We start from the raw sequence: 16,878 nt of genomic DNA, 5'->3' as shown, positions 1-16,878 counted from the left end.
TTTAGAGTTCCATTCCAGCTTCCGCAAGGTCAGCCTTGATCATGGCGATCTCGGATTCGCTCGGCTCCACGAGGGGCAAGCGAACAACCGAGTTGGACAGGATTCCCTGCCACTTAAGAATTTGTTTGACGGCCACGGCGCCCTGAACATGGCCCATGGTGGCCCGGATGACCGGATCCAACGCGAAGTGAATGGCGCGGGCCGTGACAAAGTCACCGGCTGCGGCGGCATCAATGAGCGCACGGAACTGTTGGGGCGCCACATGGGCGCTCACACTGACAAGTCCGACGGCGCCGGCAGACATCAGCGGCAGCGTCAGTCCGTCGTCGCCCGAGTAAACATCGAGGTCAGTGTTGGCCAGGACTCGGCTGGTCTCGGTGAAGTCTGCCTTGGCGTCCTTCAAGGCAGTGATCTGCGGGTGATCGGCCAGCTTGATGATGGTTTCGGTGGTGATGGGAACACCGGCGCGGCCGGGGATGTCGTAGAGCATCACGGGAAGGTCCGTGGAGCTGGCAATGGCCTCAAAGTGCGCCTGAATGCCGGCCTGGCTGGGCTTGTTGTAATAGGGGGTCACCAAGAGCAAGCCGTCAATGGCCAACTTGGCTGCACGCTGTGACAGGCTGATCGAGTGCCGGGTGTCGTTGGTTCCCGTGCCGGCGATCACGCGGGCGCGCCCACCGACGGCGTCGATGACAGCCTGGAACATGCCCAGGTTCTCTTCATCGGTCAGGGTGGATGTTTCACCCGTCGTACCGGTGACGAGGATGCCGTCGCAGCCGTCGTTCACAAGCTTGTTGGCCAGTTCCCCGGCAGCCTTGTAGTCCACCTCACCATCGGCGGTGAAAGGGGTGACCATTGCGGGCACCAAGGTTCCAAACGGGCGAAGTGAAAGTTTTGAGGCAGACATAGCTAAAACGTTACCCGGTACTTGGTGTTTTCACGCAACGCTGTCCGCCAATGACACCAACACGGCATAGCGACTGGCAGCTCCCATGCCGTACTTCCTACGGGCGCTGCTTCCTCAAGCATTCCTAACGCAGGGAATCCAGGAACGGCAGCCATTCATCCAGAACGGGTTGTGCCGGGATGAGCGTATTGCCGTGATTGCGGCCGGGCAGTTCCACGAAGCGGGCGTGAGCCATGAGGCTGGCAGCACGTTGGGAATCGGCGAGCCGCCCTGTGTCCGCGGTGCCGGCCATCAGCAAAGCCGGGGTGGTGATGGCTGCCAGAGCGTCCTCTGGAACCGCGGCGTCGGCCTGCGTTTGAGCAAAGTAGGCACGTAAAGCCCCGGCATCATTGGCAAGGAAGGCAGCCTTGGTCTGGGCGTCCAGCGGGCGCCCGATCCGCGCTTGCCAGCCATCGACAAAAGCGGGCATGCCGCCCGTGGCGAGGGCGCCGTCGTACTCGGGAAAGAACAGCCGCCCAATACTGCCGGGTTCAATGTGGTAGCCGCCGCCCAGCGAGGTGATGGAGAGCAGCCGCTCCGGGGCCGTGACGGCAAGTGAGAAGGCCATGCGGGCGCCCACGGAATAGCCACCGTAGTGGGCCTGCGGCGCATCCACAGCGTCCAGGACGGCTAGGGCATCAGCCACCAGCGTCTCCATGCGGTACGCGTCCGGGGTGAGCGGTTTGGAGCTGCGGCCGTGCCCTCGCAGGTCCATGGTGATGATCTGATATTGATCGCGGAACGCCTTGGTGTAGCCGAATCCGCGCCAAATGGCTTTGCTCAGCGCACTGCCGTGGACCAGCAGGATGGGTGTGCCCTCCCCCACCACGTCGTAGGCGAGTTCGACGCCGTCGTCCGGGTTATGGGCGAAAGGCACCGTTTAGGCCCGCTTGAACAGTGCGATGGCGTCGCGCATGGACTTGCGGGCGCGCTTGCGGTCTCCGGCGGCATCGTAGGCGCAGGACAGTCGGAACCAGGAGCGCCAGTCTTCCGGCGCAGCCTCGGCTTCGAGCTTGTACTTTTCAAACTCTGCGTCCGCGGCGGCCCGGACAATGCGGCCGCCGGGCGTGCGCGGCAGCTTGTCCTCGGGCAAGCCACCTTCGGCTTCCAAAATTCTGGCCATTTTCTCCGTGCGCGCACCGAACATGATCTCGGCGACCAGCGCCCAGGCTGCCACGAACGGAATAACCAGGTAGGCGGCACCCATCAGTTTGGCGACCCAGTCGGAGTCACCCAGCAGCAGGACGGCTCGCTGCATCATGACCACCATGTAAAACACCAGCAGCAGGGCGATCAACGCCACCCAGATCTTGGTCTTGGAGATTTTCATTGTCGGTGCCTTCGCGCTGGTATTTGCTGTCTCTGCCATGGTCCTAGCCTTCTAGGTCAAGGTAGCCGTCAAGGCCTACCGTGAGTCCGGGGCGGGTGCCCACGGTGCGCACGCCGAGCAGCACACCGGGCATGAAGGATTCATGGTTGTAGGAATCGTGCCGGATGGTCAGGCCTTCACCGTGGCTGCCAAAGAGTACTTCCTGGTGGGCCACCAATCCGGCCAGACGGACACTGTGCACGGGGATGCCGTCCACGGAGGCGCCACGAGCGCCGTCGAGCTCGGTTTCGGTGGCATCAGGAGCGTCAGCAACACCGGCTTCGCGGCGTGCGGCGGCTACCAGCTGGGCTGTGCGCAACGCGGTGCCCGAGGGAGCGTCAACCTTGCGAGGATGGTGCAATTCAATGATCTCCACCGAGTCAAAGTACTTGGCGGCCTTCGCGGCAAAGTGGCTGGCCAATACCGAGCCCAGCGCAAAGTTGGGGGCGATCAACACGCCGGTTTCAGGGTGCTGCGCGAGCAGCGAATCCAACGCCGCGAGCCTCGCGGCGTCCCAGCCAGTGGTGCCGACCACGGCGTGGATGCCGTGGTCAACGGCAAAGTGGACGTTGGCTTCGGTGGAATCGGGCACCGTCAAATCAACCACAACCTGCGCGCCACGCTCCAGCAACACGTCAAGGGAGTCGGCCCGACCCAGCGCCGCAACCAGTTCCATGTCCGGCGCAGCGTCGATGGCCGCCACGGCAGCCGTTCCCATTCGTCCTTTGGCGCCGAGCACGGCAACCTTCAGCATTTCACTCATGGGTTTAAGCCTACTGGCTTTTGCCGGGGCCCTGATCCGGGCCCTGATCCTGGGTCCGTTCCGAGGTCACCCCGCGGTCACCCTCACCGGGGGCTTTCCCTGCGCCGACCCATTCCACGGAACCGTCGCTGAAGAACTGTTCCTTCCAAATGGGGACCTCGGCCTTGATCCGTTCCACCAAGGCCGAGCACAGCTCAAAAGCTTCGGCCCGGTGCGAGGAGGCGACAGCACACACCAGGGCTGGTTCACCAATGGCTAGCGGCCCAACGCGGTGGGCCACCCAAATCCGCACGGGGTGCCCGTCGGGGTCGCTGACACTATCCACCAAGGAGGCAACCACCTCGCCAAGCACTTTCTTGGCGAGTGGATGAGCGGTGTAGCTCAAGCGCTCAACGGAGGCTCCGCCGTCGTGGTTCCGCACCACGCCGCTGAAGCTGACCACAGCCCCGGCGGTCTCAGATTCCACGGCGGCGATGGCGGCGTCCACCGAGATGGGTTCGGCGCTCAGCAGTGCCGCCACAATTTCTACGTTAGTGCCCATGGGTGCCTGCCACCTGCTCACAAAGATGTTTGATGATGGGGTCCAGCACGGCCAGCCCGTCCATGACGCCCGACGGCGACCCCGGCAAATTCACAATCAGCGTGGTCCCGGCGAGTCCGGCGTAACCGCGGCTGAGTGCGGCCATCGGCGTCTTCGCCAGCCCTGCAGCGCGCATCGCCTCCATGATGCCGGGGATCTGCCGCTCCAGCAGGGGCAGCGTCATTTCCGGGGTCGCATCCGTAGGACTCAGTCCCGTGCCGCCGCTGGTCAGCACGACGGCGGGACCTTGCGTCAGCACGGCCCGCAACGCCGCTCCTACCGGGGCGCCGTCGGGAACCACCACGGGGGCGGTTGTCTGGAATCCGTGTTCGTTAAGCCAGTCGATGATGACCGGCCCAGTCTTGTCGTCGTAGACGCCCATGGCCGCCCGGGTGGAGGCAATCACGACGGCGGCGCTCCCCAGAGGAGCGGCAGGCTCGCAGGCGCTCATGCTTGGTCGCCTGCGGTGTGGGTTGCGACGGGTGCGGTTGCAGCGGGTGCTGTTGCCGTGGGTGCTGCGGTTGCGGGCTCGCAGGGGCCGTCCACCACCCAGCTGCCGCTCTTGCCGCCGCTCTTGGCCAGCACCTGAATGCCGGAGATGACGGCATGCTTGTCCACGGCCTTGATCATGTCGTACACGTTCAGGGCAGCCACGGATACGGCGGTCAACGCCTCCATTTCAACGCCTGTCACGCCCCGGGTCTTCACGGTGGCGAACACGGTGACGGCTTGGGCACCCAGTTCAAAGTCGACCGTGACCTTGGAGATGGGCAGGGGGTGGCAGAGCGGGATGAGCTCGGAAGTCTTCTTGGCTCCCATGATGCCGGCAATGCGGGCCACAGCCAGGGCATCGCCCTTGGGCAGGCCGCCGCTGCCAAGCAGGGCCATGACCGCTGCAGTGGTGCTCACGGTGCCGGTGGCGGTTGCTTCGCGCGTGGTCACCGCCTTGTCGGAAACGTCAACCATGGCCGCGGTGCCGTCCTGGCGCAGATGGGTCAGGACGGGTGCTTGGGGTGCAGTTGTCTCAGGGTGCGGTTTTTCAGAGGTAGTCACAACAGCCATACTTCCACTTTTGCCCCGGCCTGCAATTCGGTGACACCCGCCGGGACCTGGATCAAGGCGTTGGCCTGGGCCAGTGAGCCCAGCAAATGGGACGAGGACCCGCCCACCTCCCGCACCGAAGGGGCGGATTCAAATTCCGGCCCCGCATAAACTCCACGACGAATCTGGTGCTTGCCCTCCGGGGACGACATGCCGTGTTCCAGGACGGCCACCACGCGGTGTCGCGGCGCCGGGGCACCGAGCAGCGCCGAGAGCGCCGGTCGAAGGAACAACTCTACGGACACGAACGCGCTGACAGGGTTCCCGGGCAAGCCGAGGAATGGCACGCCTCGGAACGTCCCCAGCCCCTGCGGGCCACCCGGCTGCATGGCCACGTGGACAAAGTCCATCTGCGCTTGCGGCCCCGCATTCCCCAGCGCCTGCTTGACCACTTCAAACGCGCCGGCGCTGATGCCCCCTGCGGAAATGACCATGTCGCAGCCCGGCTCGGGCGGTCCACTACCGGCCCGCACACTGCCCACATGCCCTTCCAACAAGCGCAGCAATGCCGCAGGGTCATCTCTCACCACGTAAGAATGGAGAACCTCGACGCCGGCCTCCTCAAGTCCCGCACGCAGCAGCGCCTCGTTGGCATCAAAAATCATGCCCGGCGGCAGTCCGTCCGCCGCGGCAGGATCTCCGGGGGCCAGGACCTCATCGCCGGTGGTCAGCAGCAGCACGCGCGGCCGACGCCGCACCGGCAGCTCCGTGAAACCCAGCGCCGCCGCCAATCCGAGATGGGCCTGGTTGAGCAGGGTTCCGCCCGCCGCAACCACGGCGCCGCGCTGCACGTCGCTACCGCGCTCGCGGACAAAGGTTCCGGCGGGTGGAACAGGCACCGCCACGCTACCTCCCGCTGCCACAAATTCGCTCGGTACGGCCAGCTCAACCGGCACCACCGCATTGGCGCCCGCTGGCATCATGGCACCGGTCATGATGGGGGCGGCCATGCCGGGTTCCAGCGCGGCCGGGACCGCGCCGGCGGCGATGGTGTCCCCCACCAGGAAACTGAAAGTGGTTGATTTGTCAGCATCAACCGATTCCGAATGCCCCTCGGCCGCCAGCTCTCCCGGCACCGTAACGGCGTAGCCGTCCATCTGGGAATTGGAGAAGGGTGGCAGGTCCAGAGGCGCCACCAGGTCCGAGGCGAGCACCCGTCCCAGGGCTTGGGCCAACGGCAAGGTGGTGCCGCCGTCGTCCATGATGGAGGCGGGCAGGCCTGCCCAGCTCCGGCGCAAAAGCCCTTCGACGGCCTTCTGGTGTTCGGTAACTGTCCTGCGCATGGCATCCTTCCGGCGGACGCCGGGCGGCACCCTTTGAGCCAATCCTAGGCGAGCCATGCAAAGACGCGACAAAGCCCTGCGGGTCTGCATGCGGCTGCCTTGCTACTGTGGAACTTTCCCGCACGAAGGATTGGGCGCCATGAACCTGCCGTCAAGCATGAGCTGGTTGCTCGACGATGCACTCCTGGTGGGCGTGCCCCTCATCGCCGCACTGGCCGCCTCGTTGCTCTATCCGGCCTGGTTGGCCCTGCGCGGCGATTGGCGTTCCTGGACGGTGGCCCCGCCCATCCTGACACTGCGCAAGCAACTGCCCATCAACCATTACCCGTTCACGTTGCTGTGCGCGGGCCTGGCAATCCTGGCCGTTATGCCGTCCCTGCTCTTTGAGGCGCTGAATTGGGAGCAGGCCCGCACGTTCATGTGGACCGTGCCGTTTTGGATCCCGGGAATCCCTTGCGTGTTATCCGTGTACTGGTGGCCACCGCGTCTGGGACCCGCGTGGTATCGACGGTGGCGGGCGGCCGGGGGCGCGACCAGCGTTCTGCCCTGGACGGCCGCGGAGATCGCGGCCGCAGCCGCACTGCCTGAGAGCCGGCGGAAGGCACGGATCCTGCGCAACATTGACGTCTCCAAAACCTTTGTCGAACGGGCGCTGACGCGGGGCTCCTAGCTCGGGAGCCGCCGTCGTGCTGCCCTGACCCGCCGCGCAGTAACACCCGCCGCTCTGAGGAGGCGCCGGAATCCCGAGAATGGCGTAGCGTTGAGGCATGGATACCAAAGCTGTGGCACTGGGCATGCCGGAACTTCGCCCCGTCTCCCCCGGACTTGGTGCGCCCCGGCCTGGCGGCACCGAAACCGGCCTGCTGGATCAGTTCGGCAGAGTCGCCACAGACATGCGTCTGTCTCTGACGGATAAATGCAATTTGCGTTGCACCTATTGCATGCCAGAAGCCGGTTTGGACTGGCTCAAAAAGGACAAGCTCCTGACGGCTGCCGAGATTGTCCGGCTGGTGGGTCTGGGCGTGAATCGCCTCGGTGTGCGTGAACTGCGGTTGACCGGCGGCGAGCCGCTGGTGCGGGCCGATCTTGTGCAGATCATCGCCGCGCTGCGAGTAAACCACCCTGACCTGCCCATCTCGCTGACCACCAATGGTGTGGGGCTGGCCAAGAAGGCTCAGGCACTGGCCGACGCCGGGCTGACGCGCCTGAATGTATCCATGGACACCATTCACCACGACGCCTTCTTGCAGCTCACCCGCCGCCCGTTCCTTGACCAGGTCAAGGCCGGTATTGAGGCCGCCGCTGCCGCAGGCATGAAACCCATTAAGATCAACGCCGTGCTGCTCCGCGGCATCAACGATTCCACTGCCGCCGAACTCCTCGAGTGGTCCCTGGAGCGTGGCTACGAACTGCGCTTCATTGAACAAATGCCGCTCGACGCCGATCACGGCTGGACGCGCGATGGCATGATCACCGCCGCCGAAATCCGCGCCTTGATCGCGACCGACTTTGAGCTGACCCCGGATCCGCGTGCCCGCGACGGTGCCCCTGCTGAACGCTTCGAAGTCCGGCGCCACGGGTCAACGGAGTTGCTGGGCACCGTGGGCATCATCGCTTCAGTGACGGAACCGTTCTGCGCCGACTGCCGCCGCACCCGCATCACGGCCGAGGGCAAGGTCATGAGCTGCCTGTTCTCCCGGACCGAAGTTGATCTACTGGAGCTTCTGCGCGCTGGAGATTCCACGAACGACGACGACGCCGTCACCGCCCGCTGGCAGGACGCCATGTGGGCCAAGCCCCGCGCCCACGGCATGGGCCACCCCGGTCTTGGGGATGCCGACTTTGTCCAGCCGGACCGCAGCATGAGCGCCATTGGAGGATGAGCATGCACATTCGATTCTTTGCCGCAGCAGCAGCTGCCACAGGTGTTGAGGAACAGCGCGTGGACCTAGCCACGCTGGCCGAATCCACACCGTTCACATTGGCGGACCTTTCGGCGTTTCTGGTAGAAAGCTTCCCGGTCTCAGCCTCCAGCCACACTCCCCCGCTGGCAGAAGTCCTGACCCGGTGCAGCTTCCTGGTCAACGAGGTGTCCACGCGCGACCTGGCCCAGGCGCTCACGTCTGGCGACGTGGTGGACGTGCTGCCACCGTTCGCCGGCGGATGACGCTCCGATTAGTGGTCCGCCGCGGTCAGCGGTCCTAGGGCAAGGGCCAACAACGCCCCGCGGCTTTGCACACCGCATTTTCCGAAGAGTGATTTAAAAGTATCCTGCACCGTATATCGGCTGATTCCGAGCCTGCGGGCCAGTGCCGCCGTGTCATGGCCCGCCGCAACCTGTTGCAGCAGCTCACATTCCCTGGGGCTGAGGGCGAAACATCGTTCGAAAACCTCGATCCGTTCTGCTGGGAGGCTGTCCTGGATGGTCACGGCAATGGGCGCAGCGGCCCCAGACACGGAACTCTTCATTCTGGTGGCCGACAAACTGGCCCAAACCCCCTCACCGACATGGAGTCGCGAGTGGGCAGGATGGGAGTCGGCGCCACACTCAACAGCCAACAGCTGAGCAGCGACATTCAAGACTTCCGCCGGAACCCCTTGGTTTGGACGGGGCGCCCGTTGGAGAAGATTGAGCCACGGCGCCGCCGATTCAGTCTGGCTCGTGACGGACAGATCATCGGCAAGAACCAGGACGGCCTGACGGTGCTCCGCGATGGAACCAGAGGCACCGCCGGAAGCGAATTCACGGGCCGAGAATTCTCTTAGGCCGGTGGCAATCACGTCAGCCACCAACTCCAAGCAGTGTGCCTCGGCGTCGGAAAATTCGGAAGCGCCCTCCCCACGCCACAATTCGAGCCACCCCCACAGGCCCCATCGGTCAGCGAAGGCTACTGACAGGACGTCAACTACGCCATGACGAGACAACAAGGGCCAAAGCGCACTTCGGCTCGGCTCATGATCCGTGGCCCCTTGCAGTGACCTGGCGCGGGAAGGATGGATGGGCAACGCTGTCCACCTGTTCACCGGAGTCTGGTACCTCAGGGCAATCAGTTCGGGCAGTTCTGCTGCAAAGGGGCCCCAGGCCATCGGTGCAATTCCAACTGTTGTCACCGGGTCAGCCAGCGGCCACACCCATGCGTCATGGCCCACGACGGCGCCCAGCTCGGCCAGCACGCCCGCCCGGTAGCTGTGACTGTCTCCGCGGGCAGCGCCCAGCGCCGCAATCCTGTCCCGGCAGCGGCCAAGGGCCCAATCGCTAGTCATGCTTCAAGTATGCGCGGACACGTGGGCCGTTGTCGGGGCGTCTGCCCCAGATTTATGGGATGTTGTGCAGCTGCGGTGAAACCTACAGTCAAGTCATCAATTAAAACGGAAAGAAGAGGGCCATGTTTACCTTGCAGATTGAGCACGCCATCAAGGACTTTGGAATGTGGATGGGGGCTTATGGCAACGATCCGCTGGGCAGGTGCGCCTCGGGAGTGGTGGCCCAACGTATCTACCGACCCATTGACGATGACCACTATGTGGTTCTAGATCTGGATTTCACAACTGTCGACGGGGCGGAAAAGTTCTTGGAGCGGCTGAGGAGTCAGGTGTGGTCGACCTCGGCAGCGTCCCCCGCACTGGCGGGCGGACCAAAGACCCGGATCGCGGAACAGCAATCCTGATATAAATAGCCCCCTGCGGAACGGCGAGACAAGAAATGCCGCCGTTCCCGCATTTTTGCGCCAGAGCGAAGGACTACAGGCCGAAGGTTTCGGTTTCCTCGAAGGGACCCACTACCGTAATGGTGCGTGGGGATGCTGCGAGCTCACGGGCCAAATCCTGGATTTCCTCCGCCGTGACGGCGCGGATGCGGCTGAGGGTCTCGTCAATGTCCAGGAATTGACCTGAAACAAGCTCGGAGCGGCCCAGACGAGACATACGCGAGCCGCTGTCCTCCATACCCAGGACAATCCCACCCGAGAGTTGTCCCAGGGCTTTCTTCAATTCTTCTGCGGTGACGCCGTGTTCCGCCAGCTTGTCCAGCTCTGCTTCCAGCAGTCCGATGACCTGACCCACCTTGGCCGGTGAGCAGCCAGCGTACATGCCGAAGTAGCCCGTATCAGCGTACGAGGAAGCGAAGGAGTACGTGGAGTACACCAGTCCCCGCTTTTCCCGGATCTCTTGGAAGAGCCGCGAGGACATGCCGCCACCAAGAATCGAGTTCAGCACGCTCATGACGTAGCGGCGCGAATCGGTGGCGCGCAAGGACGGGCAGCCCAGAATGATATTGGCCTGCTCCACTTGACGCTTCACCACGTGCAGCCCGGCGGTTCCGGTGACCGCAACGGCGTCGCTGGCGCGGCGCGGCGCGGGGGCCACACCTTCATCCAAAGACCATCCGGCCGTGCGCAGAGCCTTGAGGACCTGCTTGCAGACGTCGTCGTGGTCCAGGCCACCAGCTGCGGTGATGACAAGCGTTTCAGGACGGTAGTGCTTTTGGTAGTGCTCCCACACGGACTCTCGCGGAACGGCCTTGATAGCCTCCGGAGTGCCCCCGATGGGACGTCCTAGGGCGTGGTCACCCAGGACTGCTGCAACAAAATTCTCATGCGCAACATCTGTGGGGTCATCGCCATCCATGGCGATTTCCTCGAGGATTACGTCGCGTTCCTGCTCCAGCTCTTCCGGATCAATCACGGCGGAGGTGACCATGTCGGCAATGACGTCGATGGCCATGGGCAGGTCTGTGTCCAGCACTCGTGCGTAATAGCAGGTGCTTTCCTTGGCAGTGGCAGCGTTGGACTCCCCGCCCACCTCGTCAAAGGCTGACGCAATTTCCAGTGCTGTCCTGCGTTTGGTTCCCTTGAACAGCAGGTGTTCAAGGAAATGGGTCGAGCCGTGTTGGCCCTCGGTTTCATCCCGAGAGCCAACACCAACCCAGAACCCGATTGTCGCACTGCGCTGTCCGGGCATGGACTCAGTGAGAACCCGAACTCCTCCGGGCAGGACCGAACGGCGCACAACGGCGCCACCGACCTGACCGGAGATTACGGTGGAGTCACTGCCATTGTGGCCGTCAGCAGCGCTAAGAAGCGGCAAAAGGGTGATCGCCATGGATTATTCAGCAGCACCTTCGGTAGCTACTTCTTCAGCGGCTTCCTCGTCACCGGCAACAACCGGTGAGAGTGAGAGCTTGCCGCGGTCATCGATCTTGGTGATTTCCACCTGAATCTTCTGTCCAACGGAAACCACGTCATCTACGTTGTCCACGCGCTTGCCGTCGGCCAGCTTGCGGAGCTCGGAGATGTGCAGCAGACCATCCTTGCCCGGTGTGAGCGAAATGAACGCACCGAACGTAGTGGTCTTAACAACTGTGCCCAGGTAACGCTCGCCGATCTCAGGAATCTGAGGGTTGGCGATGGCGTTGATCGCTGAACGAGCGGCGTCAGCTGACGGACCGTTCGTTGCACCGATGTAAACCGTGCCGTCATCTTCAATGGAGATGTCAGCGCCGGTGTCTTCCTGGATCTGGTTGATCATCTTGCCCTTCGGCCCAATGACCTCGCCGATCTTATCCACGGGGATCTTGACAGCGATGACGCGAGGAGCGAACTCAGAGAGCTCGTCCGGAACGTCAATGGCGCTGGTCAGAACGCTGAGGATGTGCAGGCGTGCTTCGCGTGCCTGCTTCAGAGCAGCAGCCAAAACGGAGGCCGGGATGCCGTCAAGCTTGGTATCCAGCTGGATAGCCGTAACGAACTCGGCGGTACCGGCAACCTTGAAGTCCATGTCGCCGAAAGCATCTTCGGCGCCGAGGATATCGGTCAGGGCAGCGTAGCGAGTCTGGCCATCAACCTGGTCGGAGACCAAGCCCATAGCGATACCTGCAACAGGTGCCTTCAACGGCACACCAGCGTTGAGCAGCGACAGGGTCGATGCGCAAACGGAACCCATGGAGGTGGAGCCGTTGGAGCTCAGTGCCTCGGATACCTGGCGGATGGCGTAGGGGAACTCTTCACGCGACGGCAGAACGGGCACGATTGCGCGTTCAGCCAAGGCACCGTGACCGATTTCGCGGCGCTTGGGCGAGCCCACGCGGCCGGTCTCACCGGTGGAGTACGGCGGGAAGTTGTAGTTGTGCATGTAGCGCTTGCGCGTTACCGGGCTCAACGAGTCAATCTGCTGTTCCATCTTCAGCATGTTCAACGTGGTGACACCCAAGATCTGGGTCTCGCCGCGTTCGAAGATAGCCGAACCGTGGACGCGAGGCAGGACCTCAACCTCGGCAGTGAGCTGGCGGATGTCCGTCAGGCCACGGCCGTCGATGCGGATCTGCTCGGTGAGGATGCGCTGGCGGATGACGTGCTTGGTCACGGAGCGGAACGCTGCAGAGAGTTCCTTCTCACGGCCAGCGAAGTCGCCTGCCAAAGCTGCAACGGTCTCATCCTTCAAAGCGTCAGAGGCGTTGTCGCGCTCCTGCTTGTCGGCGATGGTGAAGACGGCAGCCAGCTTGGTAGCGGCAGCCTTCTCAACGGCGTCGTAAGCGTCATCTTCGTAGTCGAGGAAGATCGGGAAGGTGACGGTGGGCTTGGCGGCGCGAGCAGCCAGGTCAGCCTGAGCATCACACAGAGCCTTGATGAACGGCTTAGCCGCTTCCAGACCCTCGGAAACAATCTCTTCGGTAGGAGCCTGGTGGCCCTGTTCCTTGATGAGCTTCCAGGAGTTGTCCGTAGCTTCGGCTTCAACCATCATGATGGCTACATCGTCGCCGGCAACCTTACCCGCAACAACCATGTTGAACACGGCGTTTTCCAGCTCGGAGTGCTTCGGGAAAGCAACCCACTGAGGGCCCTGTCCGTCGTCGATCAAGGCAACGCGAACGCCACCGATGGGGCCGGAGAACGGCAAGCCGGAGAGCTGCGTTGACATGGAGGAAGCGTTGATAGCTACCACGTCGTAAAGCACGTCGGGGTTGATGGCCAGAACCGTAACAACGATCTGAACCTCGTTGCGCAAGCCCTTGACGAATGCCGGGCGCAACGGGCGGTCCATCAGGCGGCAAGCCAAGATGGCTTCCGTTGAGGGGCGGCCTTCGCGGCGGAAGAAACTGCCCGGGATGCGGCCAGCAGCGTACATACGCTCTTCCACATCAACTGTCAGCGGGAAGAAGTCAAAGCCTTCGCGCGGGTGCTTGCCAGCTGAGGTAGCTGAGAGCAATACGGTGTCTTCGTCGATGTAGACCATGGCCGCACCTGCGGCCTGCTGGGCAAGGCGTCCGGTTTCAAAGCGGATAACGCGCTTGCCGTAGCGACCGTTGTCAATAACGGCCTCTGAATACTGAATCTCGGGACCCTCCATATGAGAGTCACCTCCATTTCCTGGTAGCTGATTCTAATGAACCCCTGCCAAGGAACATGCCGCGTTCTTCCCAGGACACCACCGGATACTGCTGTGGCTCTCTGTACAACACCCGGTCTTCGATCGAGACCCACGGGCGTGAAGCTTCTTGCGAAGTTTCTTCCCGGAGGCCACTACCGAGGACCGCGAATGCGTGAATGCGTCGGTTGTGCCTTGTCTTTCAGGGGCTTGTTCTGCAAGTTGCTGCAGTTACCGCACTTACTGCACCAGCTTTGAGGGCTGGCACGTTTCTCACAATAGTTGCTTTTTAGAGCAAACACTGTGAAAGGCGGCCCTCCCTAGCCAATGACGCAAGCGTCGTGGCTGAGGAAGGCCGCCTTATTACACAGACTAGCGGCGCAGGCCGAGGCGCTCGATGAGCGTACGGTAGCGGGCGATGTCGGTGTCCTTCAGGTACCCAAGCAGACGACGACGACGACCAACCAGGGCCATCAGGCCACGGCGGGTGTGGTGGTCATGCTTGTGCATCTTCAGGTGCTCCGTGAGGTCGGAGATGCGACGCGAAAGCATTGCAACCTGAACCTCAGGTGAACCGGTGTCGCCTTCGCTAGTTGCGAAAGCCTGCATGATTTCTTGCTTTACAGCGGCTTCAAGTGCCACAGGTAACTCCTTGTAATGTGCCGTGAACAAATAACTGATTAGGCGACCATGACGGTCTCCTAACACAGGAAATTCCAGCCACCACGGACTGCAGCCGGATTCCATCTTTCAGTTTAGTGCAGAAAGCGCCCCAATGTCGAAGCGAAGTGAGAAAGCACTCAGACTTGCACTCAGGCCAAGATCTCCCGGGCCTGATCCACGTCGTGGTGCATCTGGTCAATGAGCGCCTCGGCTCCGGTGTAGGCCACCATGCCACGCAGTCGCTGCACAAACTCCACCACCACGTGCTGGCCGTACAGGTTGAATGCCTCGACGGGCTCTGCGGGACGGTCAATGACATATGCCTCAACCTGGCGGCTGACACCTACAAAGGTGGGGTTGGACCCTACGGAAATAGCGGCGGGCCAGCGGTGCCCGTGCGTGTCAGTCAACCAGCCGGCATAGACGCCGTCAGAGGGGATAATCCCACACGCATCCGGGGACAGGTTCGCCGTCGGAAATCCAAGTTCCCGGCCACGGGCGGCGCCGTGCACCACTTCCCCGCTCATGGTGTGTGAGCGGCCAAGGACTTGGGCGGCCGTGTCCACCGCACCCTTGTGCAGGGCCTCGCGTACCCACGTGGAGGACCAGCGGCGGTCGTGGCCCTCATCATTGACAACCACGACGTCGAAGCCGAGTTGGGTGCCCAAACTCACCATAGTGGTCAGGTCACCGGTGTTGCCTTTGCCGAAGCGGACATCGTGGCCCACCACAACTGCGCATGAGCGGAGCCCGTCAACAAAGACACTGCGGACAAATTCTTCGGGAGTCTGTTGTGCGAATTCCAGCGTGTAAGGAAGAACCAGGACGCCGTCCAGACCCAATTTGGCCATGGCCGCGAGCTTGTCGGCCAGTCCCATGATCTGGGCTGGCGCCGTGTCCGGCCGGTGAATGAGGGCCGGGTGCGGATCAAAGGTCAAGGCAACGGACTTCGCACCGCGGGCCTGCGCTTCGGCACGCACCTGGGCCAGGACTTCCTGGTGCCCCCGGTGGAGCCCATCAAAGTTACCCAGGGTGACCACACACGGGCCAAAGTCCTGGGGAACTTCATCTAATGAGTTCCAAATCTGCACTACGTTTCCTCATTCATTAGGTATTCGGCACGGGGTTGTTGCGCACGAATCAATCACAGCTGTCTCAAGCAACTCCAAGATTACCCTTTAGCGACTACTGCTCCGGTCCACGGATGTTGGGGTTGCTGCGGATCCACCGCTGCGAGTGAGAGCACCCAGCTATCTGCCGGAGTGCCGCGATCGCTGTAGGCACCGCGGAGTTCCCCGTCAAAGCTAAAGCCCAGCTTCCAGGCAAGCTTGCGGCTGGCCCAGTTTGGCACCATGGCTTGCCAGTGCGCAAAACTGAGATTGAGGTGATTGAAGGCGTAATCAAGGAGCAACCGAACGGCCGCTTCAGAAGCACCGGTGCCACGGGATGGTGCGCCCATATTAATGCCGATGGAGGCCACCCCGGGGTTCTTGCATTGCAAATCAACTGTGCCAAGGAGCTGGTCCGTGGCCGTATCGGCTACGGCAAAGGTGAGCGTATGGCCCTTGCGCCAACCATCGACTGTGATGTTTTTGATGAAGTGTTCGGCGTGCTCCAAGGAGTAGTTCAACGGAACTGTGGTCCATCGGACGGATTCAAGGTCGCGGCAGATCGACACCAGCGTTAGCGCGTCCGTCAAGGCTAGGGCCCGCAGCGTCACGGTTGTACCAGCGAGTACCGGAGCCACAGGATTCAGATAGAGTTCACGCTCCTGGCGCAGCTCTCGCTGGTTCCAGTCTTCAGCACTCTGGGCGTAGACCAAACCGTCGGTCACTTCACCGTTCACGTGCCCGTAGCCGGGGATCTGGGCCGCCAACGTGAATCCGCTGCGTTGCGCCAAGGAGGAACTCCCACGGTTCCCAGCAGTGCAATTCCAATGCAAGTGGCTCAGTCCAAGATTTCCGAAGGCGTAGCCGCACAACAATTCCATGGCTCGCTGTGCCGTTCCGGTGCCACGTCCTGAGGGCAACATCTTGATGCCAACATGGGCCGATCCCCCACGCTCGGTTGAAAAGATGTCCTGCAAGCTCAAAGTTCCCATTACTTCGGGGTTTCCTTGATGCAGCTCTTCGATAGCGAAACGCAGGTTGGTGCCGCTCTCCCAGCCGTCGGCAATGTGCCCGTCAATGAATCCGAGGGCCGCAGCATTGTCCATGGTGGCCACGGATCCGGTCCACATAACGTTGACAGGGTCCCGATGGATGGCGGCAAAGGCGTCGGCATCCATCGCGGTAAAGCGTCGCAGGGTGGTGACGCCATCGCTCAGGGTGGGGTTGCTTGCCGCGCCTTTGCGTGAGCTCACTTCGCGTCGCGGTGGCGGTACAGCCAGATCAACCCAATGATGGGCAGTAGTAGCGGGATATAACCGTAGCCCTGGCCAAACTTGCTCCAGACGCTGGCGTGCTCAAAGGCGGCTGCGTCCAAGAAACTCAACGCACCCACCACGATGACGCCGATGAGCTCAATGCAAATGGCGATCGTAGCAACTTTGGCCCACGTGGCACCGGGCTTTGCCAGGGAGATGGTCGCCACGATGTACACCACGGCCGCAAACGCGGAGAGCGAGTACGCCAAGGGAGCATCAGCGAACGATGTAGCGATCTGAAAACTTGCCCGGGCCGTTGCCGAAAGGGCAAAAATACCGTAAACCGCTATCAGTAGGCGACCCGGGCCAGAGGTCCGGCCCTCTGGAACGTGGTCGGTAGTCTTGTCTGTCTTACCGGAGCCGTTGATGTTGTCGGTGAGACGCAT

General features: G+C 62.4%; 18 protein-coding genes and 1 pseudogene. 4 read left to right on the top strand and 15 right to left on the bottom strand.

Going from position 1 to position 16,878, the window contains the following annotated elements:
• Position 1 precedes the first annotated feature (1 nt).
• From dapA to glp, 8 genes and pseudogenes are all read right to left on the bottom strand, one after another.
• Positions 2 to 907 carry a 4-hydroxy-tetrahydrodipicolinate synthase gene (gene dapA, locus CXQ93_RS03555; protein ID WP_104109055.1) on the bottom strand — a complete coding sequence of 302 codons (906 nt, stop codon included), beginning with the start codon at positions 905 to 907 and terminating at the stop codon, positions 2 to 4.
• 124 nt (positions 908 to 1,031) lie between these two features.
• Complete coding sequence (locus tag CXQ93_RS03550) at positions 1,032 to 1,823, bottom strand: alpha/beta fold hydrolase (protein WP_104109054.1); 792 nt, start codon at positions 1,821 to 1,823, stop codon at positions 1,032 to 1,034.
• Positions 1,824 to 1,826: 3 nt separating this feature from the next.
• A complete protein-coding gene (locus CXQ93_RS03545) occupies positions 1,827 to 2,315 on the bottom strand; it encodes a hypothetical protein (protein ID WP_258068559.1) in 489 nt (162 codons plus the stop codon).
• 4 nt (positions 2,316 to 2,319) lie between these two features.
• On the bottom strand, positions 2,320 to 3,078 hold the full coding sequence (gene dapB, locus CXQ93_RS03540) for a 4-hydroxy-tetrahydrodipicolinate reductase (protein WP_104109052.1): 759 nt from the start codon (positions 3,076 to 3,078) through the stop codon (positions 2,320 to 2,322).
• A 10-nt stretch (positions 3,079 to 3,088) separates the two neighbouring features.
• The gene (locus tag CXQ93_RS03535) at positions 3,089 to 3,619 is read right to left on the bottom strand and encodes a molybdenum cofactor biosynthesis protein MoaE (RefSeq protein WP_104109051.1); all 531 of its coding nucleotides are present in this window, start codon (positions 3,617 to 3,619) and stop codon (positions 3,089 to 3,091) included.
• Entirely contained in the window at positions 3,609 to 4,109 is a 501-nt protein-coding gene (locus CXQ93_RS03530; protein ID WP_104109050.1) for a molybdenum cofactor biosynthesis protein B, read from the bottom strand. The genes CXQ93_RS03535 and CXQ93_RS03530 overlap by 11 nt, the downstream gene beginning before the upstream one ends.
• Positions 4,110 to 4,201: 92 nt before the next feature.
• Positions 4,202 to 4,624, bottom strand: a pseudogene (moaC, locus tag CXQ93_RS03525) (cyclic pyranopterin monophosphate synthase MoaC); the annotation flags it as partial.
• An 83-nt stretch (positions 4,625 to 4,707) separates the two neighbouring features.
• Positions 4,708 to 6,042, bottom strand: a complete 1,335-nt coding sequence (gene glp / locus CXQ93_RS03520; protein ID WP_104109048.1) for a gephyrin-like molybdotransferase Glp — start codon at positions 6,040 to 6,042, stop codon at positions 4,708 to 4,710.
• 139 nt (positions 6,043 to 6,181) lie between these two features.
• On the opposite strand from glp, the gene CXQ93_RS03515 reads away from it, so the two are divergent.
• The 3 genes from CXQ93_RS03515 (at position 6,182) to CXQ93_RS03505 (ending at position 8,209) form a co-directional block, all read left to right on the top strand.
• Positions 6,182 to 6,712 carry a hypothetical protein gene (locus tag CXQ93_RS03515; RefSeq protein WP_104109047.1) on the top strand — a complete coding sequence of 177 codons (531 nt, stop codon included), beginning with the start codon at positions 6,182 to 6,184 and terminating at the stop codon, positions 6,710 to 6,712.
• Between the two features lie 97 nt (positions 6,713 to 6,809).
• Positions 6,810 to 7,925, top strand: a complete 1,116-nt coding sequence (gene moaA / locus CXQ93_RS03510; RefSeq protein WP_181036033.1) for a GTP 3',8-cyclase MoaA — start codon at positions 6,810 to 6,812, stop codon at positions 7,923 to 7,925.
• A 2-nt stretch (positions 7,926 to 7,927) separates the two neighbouring features.
• Positions 7,928 to 8,209 carry a MoaD/ThiS family protein gene (locus CXQ93_RS03505; RefSeq protein ID WP_104109046.1) on the top strand — a complete coding sequence of 94 codons (282 nt, stop codon included), beginning with the start codon at positions 7,928 to 7,930 and terminating at the stop codon, positions 8,207 to 8,209.
• An 8-nt stretch (positions 8,210 to 8,217) separates the two neighbouring features.
• Here CXQ93_RS03505 and CXQ93_RS03500 read toward each other — a convergent pair whose 3' ends face one another.
• Entirely contained in the window at positions 8,218 to 9,306 is a 1,089-nt protein-coding gene (locus CXQ93_RS03500; RefSeq protein ID WP_104109045.1) for a helix-turn-helix transcriptional regulator, read from the bottom strand.
• A 122-nt stretch (positions 9,307 to 9,428) separates the two neighbouring features.
• Here CXQ93_RS03500 and CXQ93_RS03495 point away from each other — a divergent pair, with 122 nt between their 5' ends.
• Positions 9,429 to 9,710 (top strand): hypothetical protein, encoded by a 282-nt coding sequence (locus tag CXQ93_RS03495; protein WP_104109044.1) that lies wholly within the window; start codon positions 9,429 to 9,431, stop codon positions 9,708 to 9,710.
• Between the two features lie 73 nt (positions 9,711 to 9,783).
• Here CXQ93_RS03495 and CXQ93_RS03490 read toward each other — a convergent pair whose 3' ends face one another.
• The 6 genes from CXQ93_RS03490 to CXQ93_RS03465 form a co-directional block, all read right to left on the bottom strand.
• The gene (locus CXQ93_RS03490; protein ID WP_104109043.1) at positions 9,784 to 11,142 is read right to left on the bottom strand and encodes a pitrilysin family protein; all 1,359 of its coding nucleotides are present in this window, start codon (positions 11,140 to 11,142) and stop codon (positions 9,784 to 9,786) included.
• 3 nt (positions 11,143 to 11,145) lie between these two features.
• A complete protein-coding gene (locus CXQ93_RS03485) occupies positions 11,146 to 13,386 on the bottom strand; it encodes a polyribonucleotide nucleotidyltransferase (protein ID WP_104109042.1) in 2,241 nt (746 codons plus the stop codon).
• A gap of 390 nt (positions 13,387 to 13,776) precedes the next feature.
• Positions 13,777 to 14,046: a 30S ribosomal protein S15 gene (gene rpsO / locus CXQ93_RS03480; RefSeq protein ID WP_104109041.1), complete on the bottom strand. Its 270-nt coding sequence runs from the start codon at positions 14,044 to 14,046 to the stop codon at positions 13,777 to 13,779.
• A 170-nt stretch (positions 14,047 to 14,216) separates the two neighbouring features.
• On the bottom strand, positions 14,217 to 15,158 hold the full coding sequence (locus CXQ93_RS03475; RefSeq protein WP_104109040.1) for a bifunctional riboflavin kinase/FAD synthetase: 942 nt from the start codon (positions 15,156 to 15,158) through the stop codon (positions 14,217 to 14,219).
• An 80-nt stretch (positions 15,159 to 15,238) separates the two neighbouring features.
• Positions 15,239 to 16,429, bottom strand: coding sequence for a GNAT family N-acetyltransferase (locus CXQ93_RS03470; protein ID WP_104109039.1), 1,191 nt, complete (start codon positions 16,427 to 16,429; stop codon positions 15,239 to 15,241).
• Positions 16,426 to 16,878 carry a hypothetical protein gene (locus tag CXQ93_RS03465; RefSeq protein ID WP_256939918.1) on the bottom strand — a complete coding sequence of 151 codons (453 nt, stop codon included), beginning with the start codon at positions 16,876 to 16,878 and terminating at the stop codon, positions 16,426 to 16,428. Before CXQ93_RS03465 ends, CXQ93_RS03470 begins: the two co-directional genes overlap by 4 nt.

Source organism: Arthrobacter sp. N199823 (genome assembly GCF_002929705.1).
Classification (GTDB): domain Bacteria; phylum Actinomycetota; class Actinomycetes; order Actinomycetales; family Micrococcaceae; genus Specibacter.
This window is presented reverse-complemented; position numbering and strand designations above follow the sequence as displayed.